Source organism: Burkholderia pyrrocinia, assembly GCF_022809715.1.
GTDB lineage: Bacteria > Pseudomonadota > Gammaproteobacteria > Burkholderiales > Burkholderiaceae > Burkholderia > Burkholderia pyrrocinia_C.
The window spans coordinates 664,521-681,203 of record NZ_CP094459.1 but is presented as its reverse complement, the minus strand read 5'-3'; the positions used below and the strand labels follow the sequence as shown (position 1 = coordinate 681,203).

The following is a 16,683-nucleotide window of genomic DNA, read 5'->3' as shown; positions in this document are numbered from 1 at the left end:
CCTCGCAGCGGGCATAAAAAAACCGCCAGCGCGAAAGCTGGCGGTTTTTCCGGCGGACGCCGCCCGAAAGCGGTGCGGCCATGAAGCGGAATTAACGCTTCGAGAACTGCTTGGCGCGGCGTGCCTTGCGCAGACCGACCTTCTTACGCTCGACTTCACGCGCATCGCGCGTCACGAAGCCTGCGCTCGACAGCGACGGCTTCAGCGTCGCATCGTAGTCGATCAGTGCACGGGTGATGCCGTGGCGCACTGCGCCTGCCTGACCCGTTTCACCGCCGCCGTTCACGTTCACCTTGATGTCGAACGTCTGGCCGTGGTTCGTGAGTTCCAGCGGTTGACGCACGATCATCAGCGACGTTTCGCGCGAGAAGTAGTCAGCGATGGGCTTGCCGTTGACGATGATGTCGCCCTTGCCAGCCTTGATGAAGACACGTGCGACTGCGCTCTTGCGGCGGCCCGTACCGTAGTTCCAGTTACCGATCATGTGGGTCCCCTTAGATCTCGAGCGCCTTCGGCTGTTGAGCCGAATGCGGATGCGTCGCTTCTGCGTAGACCTTCAGCTTCTTGATCATCGCGTAGCCGAGCGGGCCCTTCGGCAGCATGCCCTTGACCGCCTTCTCGAGCGCGCGGCCCGGGAAGCGTTCCTGCATCTTGCCGAACGTCGTTTCATAGATACCGCCCGGGTAGCCCGAGTGACGGTAGTACTTCTTGTCCAGCGTCTTGTTGCCCGTGACCTTCAACTTGCTCGCGTTGATGATGATGATGAAATCACCAGTGTCGACGTGCGGGGTGAACTCAGGCTTGTGCTTGCCGCGCAGACGGCGTGCCACTTCGCTGGCAACACGGCCGAGAACCTTATCCGTCGCGTCAATCACGTACCATTCGCGCGTCACCTCATGGGCTTTTGCGGAAAACGTCTTCATGATCGATCCAAAAAAAATGCTTTGCCCGATGTGTTCTTCCTGCTTGTCTGTGTGCGCTTCGAGGCGCGGTGCAGGCTCTCCCTGTTCTTTTTCCGTGGGCATGAATGCGGAAAAGCCCTGAATTATAAAGGAAATACGGCAACGCGGTCAAAGGGAATCCACGTCCCGTGTCCGCGGCGCCCGAAATGGGCGAAAATTCGGTCGTGCCCCGACAAGCCAGGCGATCCGAGCGCCCGGGGAGGCACCCATCGACGCGCGGCACATGACCTTGCCGCGCCAGACCGGCCGAATACGGAAAACAACAAACAAGCATGATGAAACAACGACTTACGCCCTTCTTCGCGGCCGCGCTGCTGGCCGCCGCGGCGCCTGCCGTCGCCGCCCAGGTCGGCTGCGAAGCCAAGCTCGACGCGCTCGATGCGCGCATTGCCGAAGCCCGGACCGCCCATGCCGAGGATCGCGTCGCCCGCCTGCGTGCGGTGCGCGAACGCGTCCGCCACTTCTGCGCACGCGGCCACGGCCATGCGTCGGCCGTGACCGCGCCGGCACCCGACGCACGCTTGCGCGGCACACCGCCCGACGCGACATCGCAGCCGGCCGCACGGCAGCCTGCGTAATGATTGTCGGGGGATGCCGGGGCGCGCAAGCCGCGCGCCGATGTTTGCATGGGACGAAAAAAAGCCCGAACGGCTGGTTCGGGCTTAATCCACCTTAGGAGGAGGGTGGAGGAGACATTCGGAGGTTGCCGCAGCGCGACAACCAATGAGGCTCATTATACGAACGCACCACCGGCTTCACAAGAAAATTTGCATTGCGAAATCAAAAACCATAATGCGAAATTTCGGACGATTGGCAGAAAAATTCAATTTCATGTTTAAAATCAATCACATGACTCCGGCCAAGGCGAGCGAAGATAGCCCGCACCTAGAGTAAAACCCCTAAAAACAACAGGGAAATCGCCGCTCGGCACGCTGTCGCGCACCGCTCGCGCGGCTCCGGTGCTGCACGTCGTGCACCGCATCAGCCGACCGAAGCGCTGCGGGCTACAATGCCGGATCGAATCCGAATCAGGCAACGCTGGAGTGCAAGCATGGAATGCAAAGTAAGCTGGATGGGTCAGGACGGCATGGCGTTTTCGGCCCAGACCGGAAGCGGGCATCTCGTCACGATGGACGGCGCGCCCGAAGGCGGCGGCCATAATCTCGCGCCGCGCCCGATGGAAATGGTGCTGCTCGGCACCGGCGGCTGCACGGCCTATGACGTCGTGCTGATCCTGAAGAAGAGCCGCCAGGAAGTCACCGGCTGCTCGGTCACGCTGAAGGCCGAACGCGCGAGCGAAGACCCGAAGGTGTTCACGAAGGTGCACTTCCACTTCACCGTCACCGGCCGCAACCTGAACCCGGCCACGGTCGAACGCGCGATCAACCTGTCGCACGACAAGTACTGCTCCGCGTCGATCATGATCGCGAAGACGGCCGAACTCACGCATTCGTTCGACATCGTCGCCGCCTGAACGCACGGCGCTCGCGCACGAAAAAAGGGCCGGCGCTCCGCAAGGAGACGCCGGCCCTTTCGCATTCGAATGGCAAAGCAGGCCGATAAGCCGGATTCTGTGCACGCTGCGCGCCGAAGCGCACAGCGCGTGGCAGCCATTCCTCTAGGCGCGCCATTGCTGACGCGCTCAAGCTTCCTACCCGCAGACGAGACGGGGGCCCCGTCCTGCATCCGAAGATGCGCGCCTGCCTACTTGGAATTGCTCCGGGTGGAGGTTACCGTGCCGGCGAACGTCGCCGTCGCCGCGGTGCGCTCTTACCGCACCGTTTCACCCTTACCTGATCCCGGCTTGCGCCGGGCCATCGGCGGTTTGCTTTCTGTTGCCCTGTTCCGCGTGTCGCCACGGATGGCCGTTAGCCATCACCCTGCCCTGTGGAGTCCGGACTTTCCTCGCCCCCGCGCGCCCGAAGGCGGCGAGGCCGCGACTGCCTGGCCTGCTTTGCGACGCGCATTCTAGCACTGCGCGCCGCCGCCGGCTGCGCGCGTGCGGCGACCGCTGCGGAATACGGCCGGATCGTCGTAGAACGCGGCGCCGGCATTCGCGTCGCACCAGCCCGGCACGCCGAGCACCGGAAGCGGCGAGAAATCGCGGCTCGTCAACTCGCGCGTCGCGAGTTCGGCGGCGACACGCGCATCGACATGCGCAGTGCGCTGCGCGTCGGGCCACGAAAAATAGTCGGCGCTCACTTCGACGATCCACGTGTGCGCCGTGCAGGACTTGTAAGGCGCGACGAGCTTCTCGAGCAGCGCATGGCCGACGAGCCGCGCTTCGCAGCGCGTGCCCCACGCGTCGCGTGCGGCGACCAGCAGCCGCTGCCAGTCGAAGCCGCGCAGCGCATCGACGAGCGCGCGGTCGGCCGTCACGAACAGCGCGGCATTCTCGTCGAACAGCGTGAGCGCATCGCGCAGCGTGCCGCGCACAGGCCCGACGCCGCCCGCCGCGTCGATCGCGGCGGCCTGGCGCGCGTTCAACGCGGCCTTGATGTGCGGATACGCGAACCAGACGAGCGCATTGAAGAAGTCGTGAAGATTGTGGCGGGTCGGCACGCCGCCGGTGTCGGCAATATGGGTCTCGTACGCGACACCAGGCGGCAGTTCGGCCTGCGGCACGAATCGCAGCGGCCTGCCGCGACCGCTGATGCGCCCGCCGTCGCGCAAAACGCCGTTCAGCGCGTCGAGCAGCGCGGCATCGCCCGCCCGTGCGGCCGCCTGCGCGGCGCGGCCGGGCTCCGCGTACTGTGCAAGCCACGGCGCGGACCAGTCGATCCGCGCGCAATCCGCCGCCCCGCTGCCGGCCGTGTGGCCGGCTCCGCGCGGCGGCGCGCCGCTCACGCGAGTTTCCAGCCGATCGTCTCGCCGCCGCGCAGCGGCACGACCGGCGTGTCGCCCGCGAAGATCTCGCGCGGCAGTTCCCACGCCTCGCGGCGCAGCGTGACCGTCTCGGCGCTGCGCGGCAGCCCGTAGAAATCGGCGCCGAAGAAGCTCGCAAAGCCTTCCAGCTTGTCGAGCGCGCCGGCGTGGTCGAACGCTTCCGCATACAGTTCGAGCGCGTGCAGCGCCGTGTAGCAGCCTGCGCAGCCGCACGCGGTTTCCTTCGCGCCGCGCGCATGCGGTGCGCTGTCGGTACCGAGGAAGAAGCGCGGGTTGCCCGAGGTCGCGGCCTCGACCAGCGCGACGCGATGCGTCTCGCGCTTCAGCACGGGCAGGCAGTAGTAGTGCGGGCGAATCCCGCCGACGAACAGCGCGTTGCGGTTGTACAGCAGGTGATGCGCGGTGATCGTCGCGCCGAGCAGGCCGGGCGCCGCGTCGGCATCGCGCACGTAGTCGGCCGCGTCCTTCGTCGTGATGTGCTCGAACACGACCTTCAGGCCCGGGAAATCGCGGCGCAGCGGCGTCATCACGCGGTCGATGAAGACCTTCTCGCGGTCGAACAGGTCGATCGACGCATCGGTCACCTCGCCGTGCACGAGCAGCGGCATGCCCGTTTCCTGCATCGCCTCGAGCGTCTTCGCGCATTTCGCGAGATCGGTGACGCCGTGGTCCGAGTTCGTCGTAGCGCCTGCCGGATACAGCTTCACGCCGTGCACGAAGCCGCTTTCGCGCGCGCGGCGGATTTCGTCGGGCGGCGTGTTGTCGGTCAGGTACAGCGTCATCAGCGGTTCGAACGTCATCCCGGCCGGCAGCGCGGCGAGGATGCGCTCGCGATAGGCCTGCGCCTGTGCGGTGGTCGTCACCGGCGGCTTCAGGTTCGGCATGACGATCGCGCGGCCGAACTGGCGCGCGGTGTGCGGCAGCACGGCGGCCAGCATGTCGCCGTCTCGCAGGTGCAGGTGCCAGTCGTCGGGACGGGCGAGCGAAAGCGTCGCCGGGGAGGAAGCGTTCGAGGCAGTCATAGGAGGCGTCGTGAGGAACGGACTGGCCATCAGCGGGGCCGGAACACGCGTGCGCGGGCCGACTGACGGCAAACCGCAACACGAGGCCTTTGGCCAGCGGAATCCGCTTTTTACCGCTCAGGGCTCGGTGATATGCTAGAAGCCGCATTGTACCGGGGTTCGCCCGGTTCGTTACCCCCCGCTTCTGCCTGCCGCCCCAAGTAAAATGTGCCAACTCCTAGGAATGAACTGCGCCGCGCCGACGGACGTCACATTCTCCTTCACAGGTTTCGCGGCCCGGGGCGGGCTCACCGATCACCATGCCGACGGCTGGGGCATCGCGTTCTTCGAAGACAAGGCCTGCCGCCTGTTCATCGATCACCAGGCATCGGCTACCTCGCCGATCGCCGAAATGGTGAAGCGCTACCCGATCAAGTCCAAGAACACGATCGCGCACATCCGCAAGGCGACGCAAGGGCACATCCTGCTCGAGAACAGCCATCCGTTCATGCGCGAGCTGTGGGGCCGGCACTGGATCTTCGCGCATAACGGCGACCTGCAGGACTACGCGCCGAACATGGACGGCAGCGTCTACCACCCGGTCGGCACGACCGACAGCGAACAGGCGTTCTGCGTGCTGATGCAGGGGCTGCGCGAGGCATTTCCCGGCGCGCAGCCGCCGCTGCCGGAACTGTTCGAACGCGTCGGCGAGCTCACGCGCGGCATCACCGATCACGGCGTGTTCAACTTCCTGATGTCGAACGGCCAGGCGCTCTTCGCGCACTGCTCGACACGGCTGCACTACCTCGTGCGGCGCTGGCCGTTCTCGACCGCGCATCTCGTCGACGAAGACCTGTCGATCGACTTCGCGAAATACACGACGCCCGAGGATCGTGTCGCGGTGATCGCGACGCAGCCGCTCACCGACAACGAGGTCTGGACCGCGTTCGAGCCGGGCGAGCTGATCATGTTCCAGTGCGGCGACGTCGCCGCGCGGATGCAGATCCCGGTGCCCGAACGCGTGCTCGAGAAGCTGCGCAATCCGGCGCTCGACGCGTCGGCCTCGGCACCGCGCGAATCACGCGAAGCGCTCGCCACCGCCGCCGACGGCGATTCCGACGACGCGATCGACTTCTGAGCGCCGCGCGCCGGCGCCCTTCCCGCTTTCCAATTCCCGCACGGCGAGACCGTCGTCCGCAACGTTCGGGCGTGGCGGGCGATTTCGTGCGCACGCGATGCGTACGGCTTTCACCGTCGGGGAAAATCGCCTGCCGCGTGCCGGTTTCGTTTCATCCGGACTACATTCCGGCATATCGATTCAATGCGACACAACATTCGCTTGATTTTATTAATTTCCAAGCGAAAATAACTCAAATCCGAAATAAATAAATCCGAAAATCCGGAGCACATATAATCCGGAAACCGCATTCTAACGCACCACCCCGATGCGAACCGTGCGCCACCCCACCGATCCGGCAATCACGCGCCCACGCTGACAAAACCACCCAAACCCTTACCCACAAAGGCTTTCAGTTCGATTCATCACACAATCAAAAAATACCGAATGAAGTCGGCATTATTGCCACATTCATTATTTTTTTGACAATCGGCCACCCTTCCGATCATTAGACTCCTCCCATCCTCGGTGTAACGAATCACGATTGGCGCAGAAACGGCCACGGCCGCTGCACGTCCATTCAGGCCATTACTCCACCGCGGATTGCGATTTCACTGCACCGCGGTGAATACCACTTCAAAAAAAGAGAGAGGGGCTTGTCGTGAATCACTCATTTCGATCGATATGGAGCGAAACCGCCGGCTGCTGGGTCGCGGTTGCGGAAACGGCACGGGCGCGCGGCAAGCGCTCGGGCGGCGAATCCGGCGCAAGCCGCGGCGCTGCACACACGGCAACACGCCGGTCGCCGCTTCGCGTCGCCGCGCTCGGCGCCGCGCTGGCCGCGCTGTCGGCCGGCTCCGCGTACGCATCGACCTGCGGCAGCGGCGCGGCCGTCGCGAGCGGCGGCACCTGCGCGCTCGGCAGTTTCAGCCCGACCGTCAACGACAACCTGGCCGGCGCAACCACCGTGTCGGGCGGCGACACGGTCGGCGTGACGGGTGCATGGACCGGCGCCGGCGGCGACCCCGGCTACACCCTCACGCCGATCGGCAGCGCGACCGTCGTCTCGGGCAACCCGAACCAGCCGCTGCTGTCGCTCGGCGGCAAGACGCAGAGCATCAGCACGCCCGATTCGATCACGGACACCCGGACGTCGGTCGCCACCTACAACTCGTCCGCGTTCTCCGCGTCGACGGCCGGCTCGACCAACGTGCCCGTCTACCATGACGTGAACGGCAACCAGTACGTCAACACGCGGATCGGCACCGTCGACAACTCCGGCGGCACGCTGAACGTGTCGATCGGCAATCCGGCGAACGCGCCCGACGCGGCCGGCAACGCGATCTCGATCGCGCCGAAGCAGACCGACCTGACCTTCGCGGACGGTACGGGCTCGGCGAAAAGCGTCGTCAACTGGAATTCGCGCAACCAGATCTGGCTCGGCACCGGCGACTATCTCGCGAGCGGCGGCCCGGTCGGCAGCATCCGGCTCGACGTGCCGGCCTACGCGGGCAAATTCACCGCGTTCGACGGCAGCGCCTGGAACGTCACCGATGCCGCGTCGCTGGCCGCCTACAACGACTTTCTGGTGCGCTCGGTGCAAAGCGGTGCGCTCGGCTCGCAAGCAGCCTACGACAGCGCGTTCGGCCAGGCCGTCACGTTCTCGCAGCAAACCTTCCAGTACGCGAACAACGTATCCGCGGGCGACAAGAACACGCTGCCGATCGATCACCTGTCGGTGATGCACGGCACCGGCGCGAATGCGACGCTGCACATCGGCAAGGACGGCCAGATCGACTTCCGCGGCACCGATACGATCGACTCCAGCTCGGCGGTCCTCGCGGAAAACGGCGCGCGCTTCGTCAACGACGGCCGCCTGTCGGGCGACTTCACGCTCGTGCGCCTGCTGACCGGCGCAAGCGGCGTCAACAACGGCGCGATCTCGTCCGGGTATGCGTCCGGCGACAACTTCAACACGGGCGGCAGCGCGCAGCCGGGCAATTTCGGCTTCAACGCGTACACGGAAGGCAACGGCGTATACGCGAATGGCGCGGGCACGACGTTCGTCAACAACGGCGTGATGAACGTCGGCGCGTGGAACCTCGTCGGCAATCGCCCCGACCTGCAGAACTACGCGGTGGCCGCGACGGACGGCGCGAGCGGGTCGAACACCGGCACGATCAACGTCGGCGTCAACGCGACGACGCTCGACAGCCAGGTGATCGGCGGCCTCGTCGCCGGCGGCAGCTTCACGAACGAAGCCGGCGGCACGATCTACCTCGGCCGCGCGGCCCAGTATGACGCCGCGTCGCCGGAGGCCGCGAACGACGTCGCACTGTCCGCGCATGCGTACGGCATCCTGCTCGGCGCATCGGGCACCGCGAGCAACCTCGGCACGATCGTGATCGGCTCGCAGACGCAGAACGGCGCCGCGCTGGCGAGCATCGGCTCGTCGTCCGGCACGCTGACCAACGCGGGCTCGATCGTCGTCAACGGCGCGGCGCCCGGCACGCCGCTCGCGAACGTCGGCATGCTTGCGGCCGATAGCGCCGCGACCGTGACCAACACGGGCACGATCACGCTGAACGGCGTGAACGGCATCGGCATCATGGTCGTCGGGACCGGCACGAAAGCGACGGTCGTGACGTCGACCGGCACGATCAACGTGGCCGGCGGCCTCGATCCGGCCTCGGGCACGCGCAACTACGGCGTCTGGGCCGAAGGGCCGCTCGCGAAGGCCACGCTCGACGGCGCGCTCAACCTGACGGGCACCGGCGCGATCGGCGTGCACGCGCGCTCGGGCGCGACGATCGACGTCGGCGCGAACGCGGTGCCGGCCTTCATGTCGGGCACGAACCAGATCGGCTTCTACGCGTATGGCGCGGGCTCGAAGATCAACGTCGCCGCGCGGCGCCTCAGCGTCGACACCGACGACTCGACGCTGTTCCGTGTCGCGGGCGGCGCGACCTACACGGGCAGGTCGGCAGCCGGCGCGCTGACGACCGACGTCAACGGCCAGCATTCGCGCGGCGTGCTCGCGACCGACGCCGGCACCACGCTGTCGACGGGCAACGCAATCTACAACGTCAACGGCGCGAACGGCATCGCGATCGCGGTCGAAGGCGGCGCGAAGGGCACGATCGATGCGGGCGCGACGATCAACCTGAACGCGGCCGGCGCGACCGCGGGCGTCGTCGACGGCCAGGCGCACGACCTCGCCGGCGCGAATGCCGGCGCGCCGGTCGCGACGACGCTGATCAACGACGCCGCCGTCGCGTCGTCGACCGCCGGCGTGACGGGCTTCGTCGCGCAAAACCTCGGCACGCTCGAGAACCGCGACACGGTGCTGCTGACGGGCGCCGGCTCGACGGGCGTCGTGGCCGGCACGCTCGGCACGGTGAACAACGCGTCGACGATCCGCGTAGCCGACGGCACCGGCGCGCTCGTGAAGGGTGCGTCGGCGACGCTCGCCAACACGGGTTCGATCGAAGCCGACGATGGCATCGCGGGCGTGCGCCTGACGGGCGCCGGCGCATCGGTCGCGTTGTCGGGCGCGGGCACCGTCGTCGCGAACGGCAGCGCCGACGGCGTGCTGATCGACTCGACCGTATCGGGCGGCGGGCTCGCGGCCGGCGCGACGTCGATCGCGGTCGGCGGCTCGGGCAGCGGGGTCCGCAACCTCGGCGCGAACACCGCGATCGCGTTGTCGGGCACGCAGATCGCGACCACCGGCAATGGCGCCGACGGCCTCGCATCGACCGGCGCGGGCGCGCGCATCGCGACCGACGCGGCAACGGTCGTCCGCACCGCCGGCGCCAACGCGCGCGGCCTGTTCGTATCGGGCGCGGATTCGACGCTCACGGCCAACGGCACGACCGTCGCGACGACGGGCGCCGGCGCGCACGCGGTCGTCATGGACGGTGGCGCGACGGCGCTGCTGTCGGGCGCGAAAGTCACCGCATCGGGTGCCGCGGCCGACGGCGTCGTCGCGCGCAACGGCGGCCGCATCGGCGATACGGGATCGGCGATCGCCAGCGCGGCCGGCAACGGCGCGACCGCGGACAGCGGCGGCGTGCTCGCGTTGACCGGCACGACGCTCAAGGGCGCGACGGCCGGCGTGCTGACGTCCGACACGCTCGCGAACGGCGCGACGAGCTCGGTGCTCGTCGACGGCGGCAGCGTGACGGCCGCCGCCGGGCCGTCATTCGCCGCGCGCGGCGGCACGGCCGACATCGCGGTGCGCAACGGCACGGTCGTGACGGCCGGCAACGGTACGCTGCTGAACCTCGCGAACGGCAGCAACGTGACGTTCAACGCGTCGGCGGTGAACCTCACGGGCGACATCGTCTCCGACGCGTCGAGCACCGGCAACGTGTTCCTCGCGAACGGCACGACGCTGACCGGCACGATCGATCCGGTCGCGCTGACGATCGACGGCACGAGCACGTGGCGCATGACGGGCAGCTCGGTGCTGAGCAGCCTGGACAACGCGGGTCTGGTCGCGTTCGCCGCGCCGGCCGGCTCGCCGACGCTCACGGGCAGCTACAAGACGCTGACGACCGGCAGCTATATCGGCAACGGCGGCACGATCGCACTCAACACGTATCTCGGCGCCGATGCATCGCCGACCGACCGGCTGATCGTGAACGGCGGCGCCGCGAGCGGCACGACCGGCCTGAAGATCGCCAACACGGCCGGCACCGGCGCGAAGACGACCGGCGACGGGATTCCCGTGGTCGTCACGGCCAACGGCGGCACGACCGCCGCGTCGGCGTTCCATCTCGCGGGCCCGGTACAGGCCGGCGCATACGAATACCGGCTCTATCGCGGCGGCCAGGGCGACGCGAACGGCTGGTACCTGCGCTCGCAGCTCGATCCGACGGACCCCGGCGACCCGACGATCCACCCGTCCGGCGGCGGCAGCGGAAATGGCGGCAGCGGCACGCTCGCGTATCGTCCGGGCGTCGCCGGCTACTCACTGACGCCGCTACTGAACGCCGACTACGGCTTCTCGACGCTCGGCAAGCTGCACGAGCGCGTCGGCGACATCTACAACCTCGGCAAGCAGCAGCCCGGCAACCGCGATGGCGTGTGGGGCCGCATCGGCGGCCAGAGCCTCGATGCGGACGCGGGCCGCTTCGCGGCCGACGAGCGCACGTTCTTCGCGCAGTTCGGCAAGGACTGGACGCTCGACCAGGCGCCCGGCGGCAGCAGCACGCATGCAGGCGTGACGGCCAGCATCGGCGTGTCGAACGCGAGCTTCAGCGACATGGCGCGCGCCGACTCGCCGAACCTGTCGACGTCGACGGGCTCGGTCGAGATGCATGCGCAGAGCGTCGGCGGCTACTGGACGCGCTACCTGACGGACGGCACGTACTTCGACAGCGTCGGGCAGGTCACGCACTACGGCAACCGCTATCGCGACAGCTACGGCAACGAGGCGTCGCAGAACGGCTTCGGCATCGCGCTGTCGCAGGAGGTCGGCAAGCCGTTCGGCATCGGCGGCACGCCGATCGCGATCGAGCCGCAGGCGCAACTGATGTACCAGTACCTGAAGCTCAACGGGTTCAACGACAACGTGTCCGCCGTGTCGGGCACGACGACGCATGCGCTGCGCGGCCGCGTCGGCGTGCGCATCTTCCGGCCGAACCTCGAGGCGAACTCGGGCGGCGGCGCCGCGACGCCGTACTTCACGGCCGACGTGCTGCACGACTTCCTGTCGCCCGGCCAGACCGTCGTCGGCGGCACGCCGTTCGCGACGCATCTCGGCCGCACGTGGTACGAGCTCGGCGTCGGCGTGACCGCGGGCTTCGGCAAGTCGGGCGAGCTGTACGCGAACGCGAAGATCGCGCGCAACATCGGCGGCGCGTACCGGCGCGGCATCGTCGGGCAGGTCGGCTACCGGTACAGCTGGTAACGGCGCACAAAAAAAACCGCCCGGCGCTCGGCCGGGCGGTTTCGCATTGGCGCGCGCGAAACGCACGCAGTGCGCGAACGCTCAGTGCAGGATCTTCGCGAGGAAGTCCTTCGCGCGCTCCGATTTCGGATTCGAGAAGAAATCGTCCTTGCGGTCGTCCTCGACGATCGCGCCCTTGTCCATGAAGATCACGCGATGCGCGACCTTCTTCGCGAAGCCCATCTCGTGCGTGACGACCATCATCGTCATCCCTTCCTGCGCGAGTTCGACCATCACGTCGAGCACTTCGTTGATCATCTCCGGATCGAGCGCGGACGTCGGTTCGTCGAACAGCATCGCGATCGGGTCCATCGACAGCGCGCGCGCGATCGCGACACGCTGCTGCTGGCCGCCCGACAGCTGGCCCGGATACTTGTGCGCATGCGCCTTCAGGCCGACGCGATCGAGCAGCTTCATGCCCTTGTCGGCCGCTTCGTCCTTGCCGCGGCCGAGCACCTTGATCTGCGCGAGCGTCAGGTTCTCGGTGATCGACAGGTGCGGGAACAGCTCGAAATGCTGGAACACCATCCCGACCTTCGAGCGCAGCTTCGACAGGTTCGTCTTCTTGTCGCCGACCGACTGGCCGTTCACGAGGATCTCGCCCTGCTGGAACGGCTCGAGGCCGTTGACGGTCTTGATCAGCGTCGACTTGCCGGAGCCCGACGGGCCGCACACGACGACCACTTCGCCTTTCTTGACCTCGGTCGTGCAGTCGGTAAGAACCTGAAACTGGCCGTACCACTTGGAAACGTTCTTGATGGAAATCATCGTGTGACCTTTTTCTGGAGACTCTTGACGAGAACAGACGCCAACGAGCAAATCACGAAATAGCATGCGCCGGCGAACAGGACCATCTCGACGGTCGTGCCGTCGCGATCGCCGACGTTGGCGGCCGTGCGGAAGAAGTCCGCGAGACTGATCACGTACACGAGCGACGTATCCTGGAACAGGACGATCGCCTGCGTGAGCAGCAGCGGCACCATCGCGCGGAACGCCTGCGGCAGGATCACGAGGCGCATCGCCTGCGCGTAGTTCATGCCGAGCGCGAACGCGGCGTTCACCTGCCCGCGCGGCACCGACTGGATGCCGGCACGGATGATCTCGGAATAATACGCGGCTTCGAACAGCGAGAACGCGACCATCGCCGACGCGAGGCGGATGTCGATCGTCGGCGACAACCCGAGCACGCCCTGCAGCAGCTGCGGCACGATCAGGAAGAACCACAGCAGCACCATCACGAGCGGGATCGAGCGGAACACCGTCACGTAGCCCTGCGCGAACCACGCGAGCGGCTTGACGCCCGACAGCCGCATCAGTGCCAGCAGCGTGCCCCACACGATCCCGACGACGATCGCGATCAGCGTGATCTGCAGCGTGACGATCGCACCCGTCCACAGCGTCGGCAGCGCGCCGGGAATACTACTCCAGTCGAACTGATGCATCACTTGCCTCCGATATAGCCGGGCAGCCGCGTACGGCCTTCGATCCAACGCATGAGCGACATCACGACGAGGTTGATCAGCACGTACGCGAGCGTGACCGCGATGAACGACTCATAGGTCTGCGCGGTGTAGTCGACGAGCTGGCGCGCCTGCGCGGACAGGTCGAGCAGGCCGATCGTCGACGCGACGGCGGAGTTCTTGAAGATGTTCAGGAATTCCGACGTGAGCGGCGGCACGATGATCCGGTACGCAACGGGCAGCAGCACGTAGCGGTACGTCTGCCATTGCGTGAAGCCCATCGCGAGGCCGGCGGCGCGCTGGCCCTTCGGCAGCGCGTTGATCCCCGAGCGCACCTGTTCGCACACGCGCGCGCCCGTGAACAGGCCGAGACAGACGATCGACGCGGTAAAGAACTGCGTGCCCGGCGGCAACTGCTTGATCCAGGTGCCGATCGATGCGGGCAGCAGTTCCGGTATCACGAGATACCAGATGAAGAACTGCACGATCAGCGGAATGTTCCGGAAGATCGACACGTACGCGGTGCCGATCGCGGACAGCCATTTGTTCGGCACCGTGCGCAGCACGCCGAACAACGAACCGACGATCAGCGCGATGACCCAGGCGGCGAGCGACACTTCGATCGTCACCCGGAAGCCGGACATCAGCCATCCGAAATAAGTCGTCGGCTCGCCGGTCGACACGGGGCTCAGGAAGATGCCCCAGTTCCAGTGGTAAGACATGGGCAAGACTCCAGCAAAAAGAAACGGAAGAAGCGTGGCCTCTTCCGTCTCATTAGCGTCATTTCTGCATCAACGGCCGTGCGGTCAGTCGAGTGCCTTGTCGTTCGGGTTCGCGTACAGCTTCTTCATCGAATCGGACAGCGGGAAGTTCAGGTTCAGCCCCTTCGGCGGGATCGGGTTCTCGAACCACTTCGCGTAGATCTTCGCGGCTTCGCCCGACTTCTCGACTTGCGAGATCGCGTCGTCGACGACCTTCTTGAAGTCAGCATCGCCCTTGCGCATCATGCAGCCGTACGCTTCTTCCGATTGCGGCGTGCCGACGATCACCCACTCGCCCGGCTGCTTCGCCTTCGCGCGCTCGCCCGCGAGCAGCGCGTCATCCATCATGAACGCGACCGCGCGGCCCGATTCCAGCGTGTTGAACGAGTCGCCGTGATCCTTCGCGCTGATGATGTTCATGCCGAGCTGCTTGTCGTTGTTCATCTTGCGCAGCAGGCGCTCCGACGTCGTGCCGGCGGTGGTCACGACCGTCTTGCCCTTCAGGTCCGCGAAATCCTTGACGCCCGAATCCTTCTTCGTCATCAGGCGCGTGCCGATCACGAAGATCGTGTCGGAGAACGCAGCTTGCTGCTGACGCTCGGTGTTGTTGGTCGTCGAGCCGCACTCGATATCGACCGTGCCGTTCTGCACCAGCGGAATGCGGTTCTGCGACGTGACCGGGATGTTCTTCACCTGCAGGTTCGGCAGGTTCAGCTTCTTCTTCACCGCGTCGACCACCTTCAGCTGGAATTCGCGCGAATAGCCGACGACCTGCTGGCTCTGGTCGTAGTAGGAGAAGGGGATCGACGATTCGCGGTGGCCCAGCGCGATTACGCCCGTGTCCTTGATCTTCTTCAGCGTGCCCGTCTCCTGAGCATGCGCGCCGCTTGCGAACGCGCAGAGCGCCGCGACCATCAGGACTGCCTTGTGGTATTTCATTTTGGTCATCTCCTTGGCTAAAACCCGCGCCAGTGTATCAAAGTAATATTTTTGAAAGTACTGGTTGTTTACCGAACTACGAATCGCGCTGTCCGGCGCCCTCCTCCCGGCTCCGGGCACCCTTTGCGCGCCCCAATGCGCGCGCGGGCGGCACCGGATTCGGCACCGCCCGCGAGGGTTCATGCACGCAACCGGTTGGATTGCGTCATGGCTAGATCATAGTCAATGATCAGGGGTAGAGGCCGCGCATTTCGCGCGCCATCAGGATGCGCGTGCACGCAACGATGAACGCCGCCGTACGCACCGTCACCTTGTGCTCTTCCGCGACCGCCCACACGCCGGCGAACGCTTCGCGCATCACGCGCTCGAGACGGTGGTTGATCTCGTCTTCCGTCCAGAAGAAGCTCGAGAAATCCTGCACCCACTCGAAGTACGACACGGTCACGCCGCCCGCGTTCGCGATCACGTCGGGGATCACGAGCACGCCGTTCGCGCTCAGGATGTCGTCCGCCGCCGTCGTCGTCGGGCCGTTCGCGCCTTCGACGACGATCTTCGTGCGGATCTTCGCCGCGTTCTTCTCGGTGATCTGGTTTTCCAGTGCCGCCGGGATCAGGATGTCGGTCTCGACCGTCCAGAACTCGTCGTTCGGCATCGGCTCCGCGCCTTCGAAGCCCGCGACGCCGCCCGTGCGTGCGACGTGGTCGAGCAGCTTGTTCGAATCGAGGCCGGCCGGCCGGTAGATCGTGCCGGTGTGATCCTGCACCGCGATCACCTTCGCGCCCGCTTCCTGGAACAGCTTCGCCGCGATGCCGCCGACGTTGCCGAAGCCCTGCACCGCGATGCGCGCGCCTTCGATCTCGAGGCCCTTCTTCTTCGCCGCTTCGCAGCCGACGACGAACACGCCGCGGCCCGTCGCTTCCTTGCGGCCGAGCGAACCGCCGAGCGCGATCGGCTTGCCGGTCACGACGCCGGTCGACGTCTGGCCCTGGTTCATCGAGAAGGTGTCCATCATCCACGCCATCACCTGTTCGTTGGTGTTGACGTCCGGCGCCGGAATGTCGGTGTTCGGGCCGATGATGATGCCGATTTCGCTGGTGTAGCGGCGCGTCACGCGCTCGAGCTCACCGCGCGACAGCTTGCGCGGGTCGACGCGGATGCCGCCCTTCGCACCGCCGTACGGCACGTTCACGGCCGCGTTCTTCACCGACATCCATGCGGACAGCGCCATCACTTCCGACAGCGTCACGTCCTGGTGGTAGCGCACGCCGCCCTTGCCCGGGCCGCGCGACACGTTGTGCTGCACGCGATAGCCCTCGAAGTGCGCGACGGTACCGTTGTCGAGCTCGATGGGCACATCGACGATCAGGATGCGCTTCGGGCGCTTCAGCGTTTCGAGCCAGCGCGACAGCGAGCCGAGGTACGGCGCGACGCGATCGACTTGCTGAAGATAGTTGCCCCACGGGCCGAGATCGTCGGCGTGCAGGTAGGACGGGATGGACTGCAATTGCGAAGACATGGATGCTCCAACGGTCAACAGGTGCGCACATTGTCGAAAAACCCGTTTTTTTTATCCAATGCCGTTTGCTTATTCGATTATGCGT

13 protein-coding genes and 1 other RNA gene are annotated in these 16,683 nt (G+C 66.2%); 4 read left to right on the top strand and 10 right to left on the bottom strand.

What is annotated here, in order from left to right:
• Window positions 1-91 precede the first annotated feature (91 nt).
• Window positions 92-484: a 30S ribosomal protein S9 gene (gene rpsI, locus MRS60_RS03165; RefSeq protein ID WP_006476904.1), complete on the bottom strand. Its 393-nt coding sequence runs from the start codon at window positions 482-484 to the stop codon at window positions 92-94.
• Between the two features lie 10 nt (window positions 485-494).
• Window positions 495-923 (bottom strand): 50S ribosomal protein L13, encoded by a 429-nt coding sequence (gene rplM, locus MRS60_RS03160; protein ID WP_009687896.1) that lies wholly within the window; start codon window positions 921-923, stop codon window positions 495-497.
• 311 nt (window positions 924-1,234) lie between these two features.
• Here rplM and MRS60_RS03155 point away from each other — a divergent pair, with 311 nt between their 5' ends.
• Window positions 1,235-1,540 carry a DUF1090 family protein gene (locus MRS60_RS03155; RefSeq protein ID WP_105389842.1) on the top strand — a complete coding sequence of 102 codons (306 nt, stop codon included), beginning with the start codon at window positions 1,235-1,237 and terminating at the stop codon, window positions 1,538-1,540.
• A 431-nt stretch (window positions 1,541-1,971) separates the two neighbouring features.
• A complete protein-coding gene (locus MRS60_RS03150) occupies window positions 1,972-2,436 on the top strand; it encodes an OsmC family protein (protein WP_072436316.1) in 465 nt (154 codons plus the stop codon).
• A 70-nt stretch (window positions 2,437-2,506) separates the two neighbouring features.
• On the opposite strand, the gene rnpB is transcribed toward MRS60_RS03150, so the two are convergent.
• From rnpB to pyrC, 3 genes are all read right to left on the bottom strand, one after another.
• Window positions 2,507-2,918, bottom strand: an RNA gene (gene rnpB, locus MRS60_RS03145) — RNase P RNA component class A.
• Window positions 2,919-2,930: 12 nt separating this feature from the next.
• Entirely contained in the window at window positions 2,931-3,809 is an 879-nt protein-coding gene (locus MRS60_RS03140) for a DUF3025 domain-containing protein (RefSeq protein ID WP_243565201.1), read from the bottom strand.
• A complete protein-coding gene (pyrC, locus tag MRS60_RS03135; RefSeq protein ID WP_111015300.1) occupies window positions 3,806-4,870 on the bottom strand; it encodes a dihydroorotase in 1,065 nt (354 codons plus the stop codon). Before pyrC ends, MRS60_RS03140 begins: the two co-directional genes overlap by 4 nt.
• Before the next feature lie 205 nt (window positions 4,871-5,075).
• Here pyrC and MRS60_RS03130 point away from each other — a divergent pair, with 205 nt between their 5' ends.
• Together MRS60_RS03130 and MRS60_RS03125 are read left to right on the top strand one after the other, a co-directional pair.
• Window positions 5,076-5,987 (top strand): class II glutamine amidotransferase, encoded by a 912-nt coding sequence (locus tag MRS60_RS03130; protein ID WP_034182733.1) that lies wholly within the window; start codon window positions 5,076-5,078, stop codon window positions 5,985-5,987.
• Between the two features lie 640 nt (window positions 5,988-6,627).
• Window positions 6,628-11,883, top strand: a complete 5,256-nt coding sequence (locus MRS60_RS03125) for an autotransporter outer membrane beta-barrel domain-containing protein (RefSeq protein ID WP_243565200.1) — start codon at window positions 6,628-6,630, stop codon at window positions 11,881-11,883.
• Window positions 11,884-11,964: 81 nt separating this feature from the next.
• On the opposite strand, the gene MRS60_RS03120 is transcribed toward MRS60_RS03125, so the two are convergent.
• From MRS60_RS03120 to MRS60_RS03100, 5 genes are all read right to left on the bottom strand, one after another.
• Complete coding sequence (locus MRS60_RS03120) at window positions 11,965-12,690, bottom strand: amino acid ABC transporter ATP-binding protein (RefSeq protein ID WP_034182731.1); 726 nt, start codon at window positions 12,688-12,690, stop codon at window positions 11,965-11,967.
• Window positions 12,687-13,364 (bottom strand): glutamate/aspartate ABC transporter permease GltK, encoded by a 678-nt coding sequence (gltK, locus tag MRS60_RS03115; RefSeq protein WP_034182730.1) that lies wholly within the window; start codon window positions 13,362-13,364, stop codon window positions 12,687-12,689. The genes MRS60_RS03120 and gltK overlap by 4 nt, the downstream gene beginning before the upstream one ends.
• Window positions 13,364-14,104 (bottom strand): amino acid ABC transporter permease, encoded by a 741-nt coding sequence (locus MRS60_RS03110; RefSeq protein ID WP_034182729.1) that lies wholly within the window; start codon window positions 14,102-14,104, stop codon window positions 13,364-13,366. Before MRS60_RS03110 ends, gltK begins: the two co-directional genes overlap by 1 nt.
• An 84-nt stretch (window positions 14,105-14,188) precedes the next feature.
• Window positions 14,189-15,082, bottom strand: a complete 894-nt coding sequence (locus MRS60_RS03105) for a glutamate/aspartate ABC transporter substrate-binding protein (RefSeq protein WP_047901132.1) — start codon at window positions 15,080-15,082, stop codon at window positions 14,189-14,191.
• 229 nt (window positions 15,083-15,311) lie between these two features.
• Entirely contained in the window at window positions 15,312-16,598 is a 1,287-nt protein-coding gene (locus MRS60_RS03100; protein ID WP_034182728.1) for a Glu/Leu/Phe/Val family dehydrogenase, read from the bottom strand.
• Window positions 16,599-16,683: the final 85 nt, after the last annotated feature.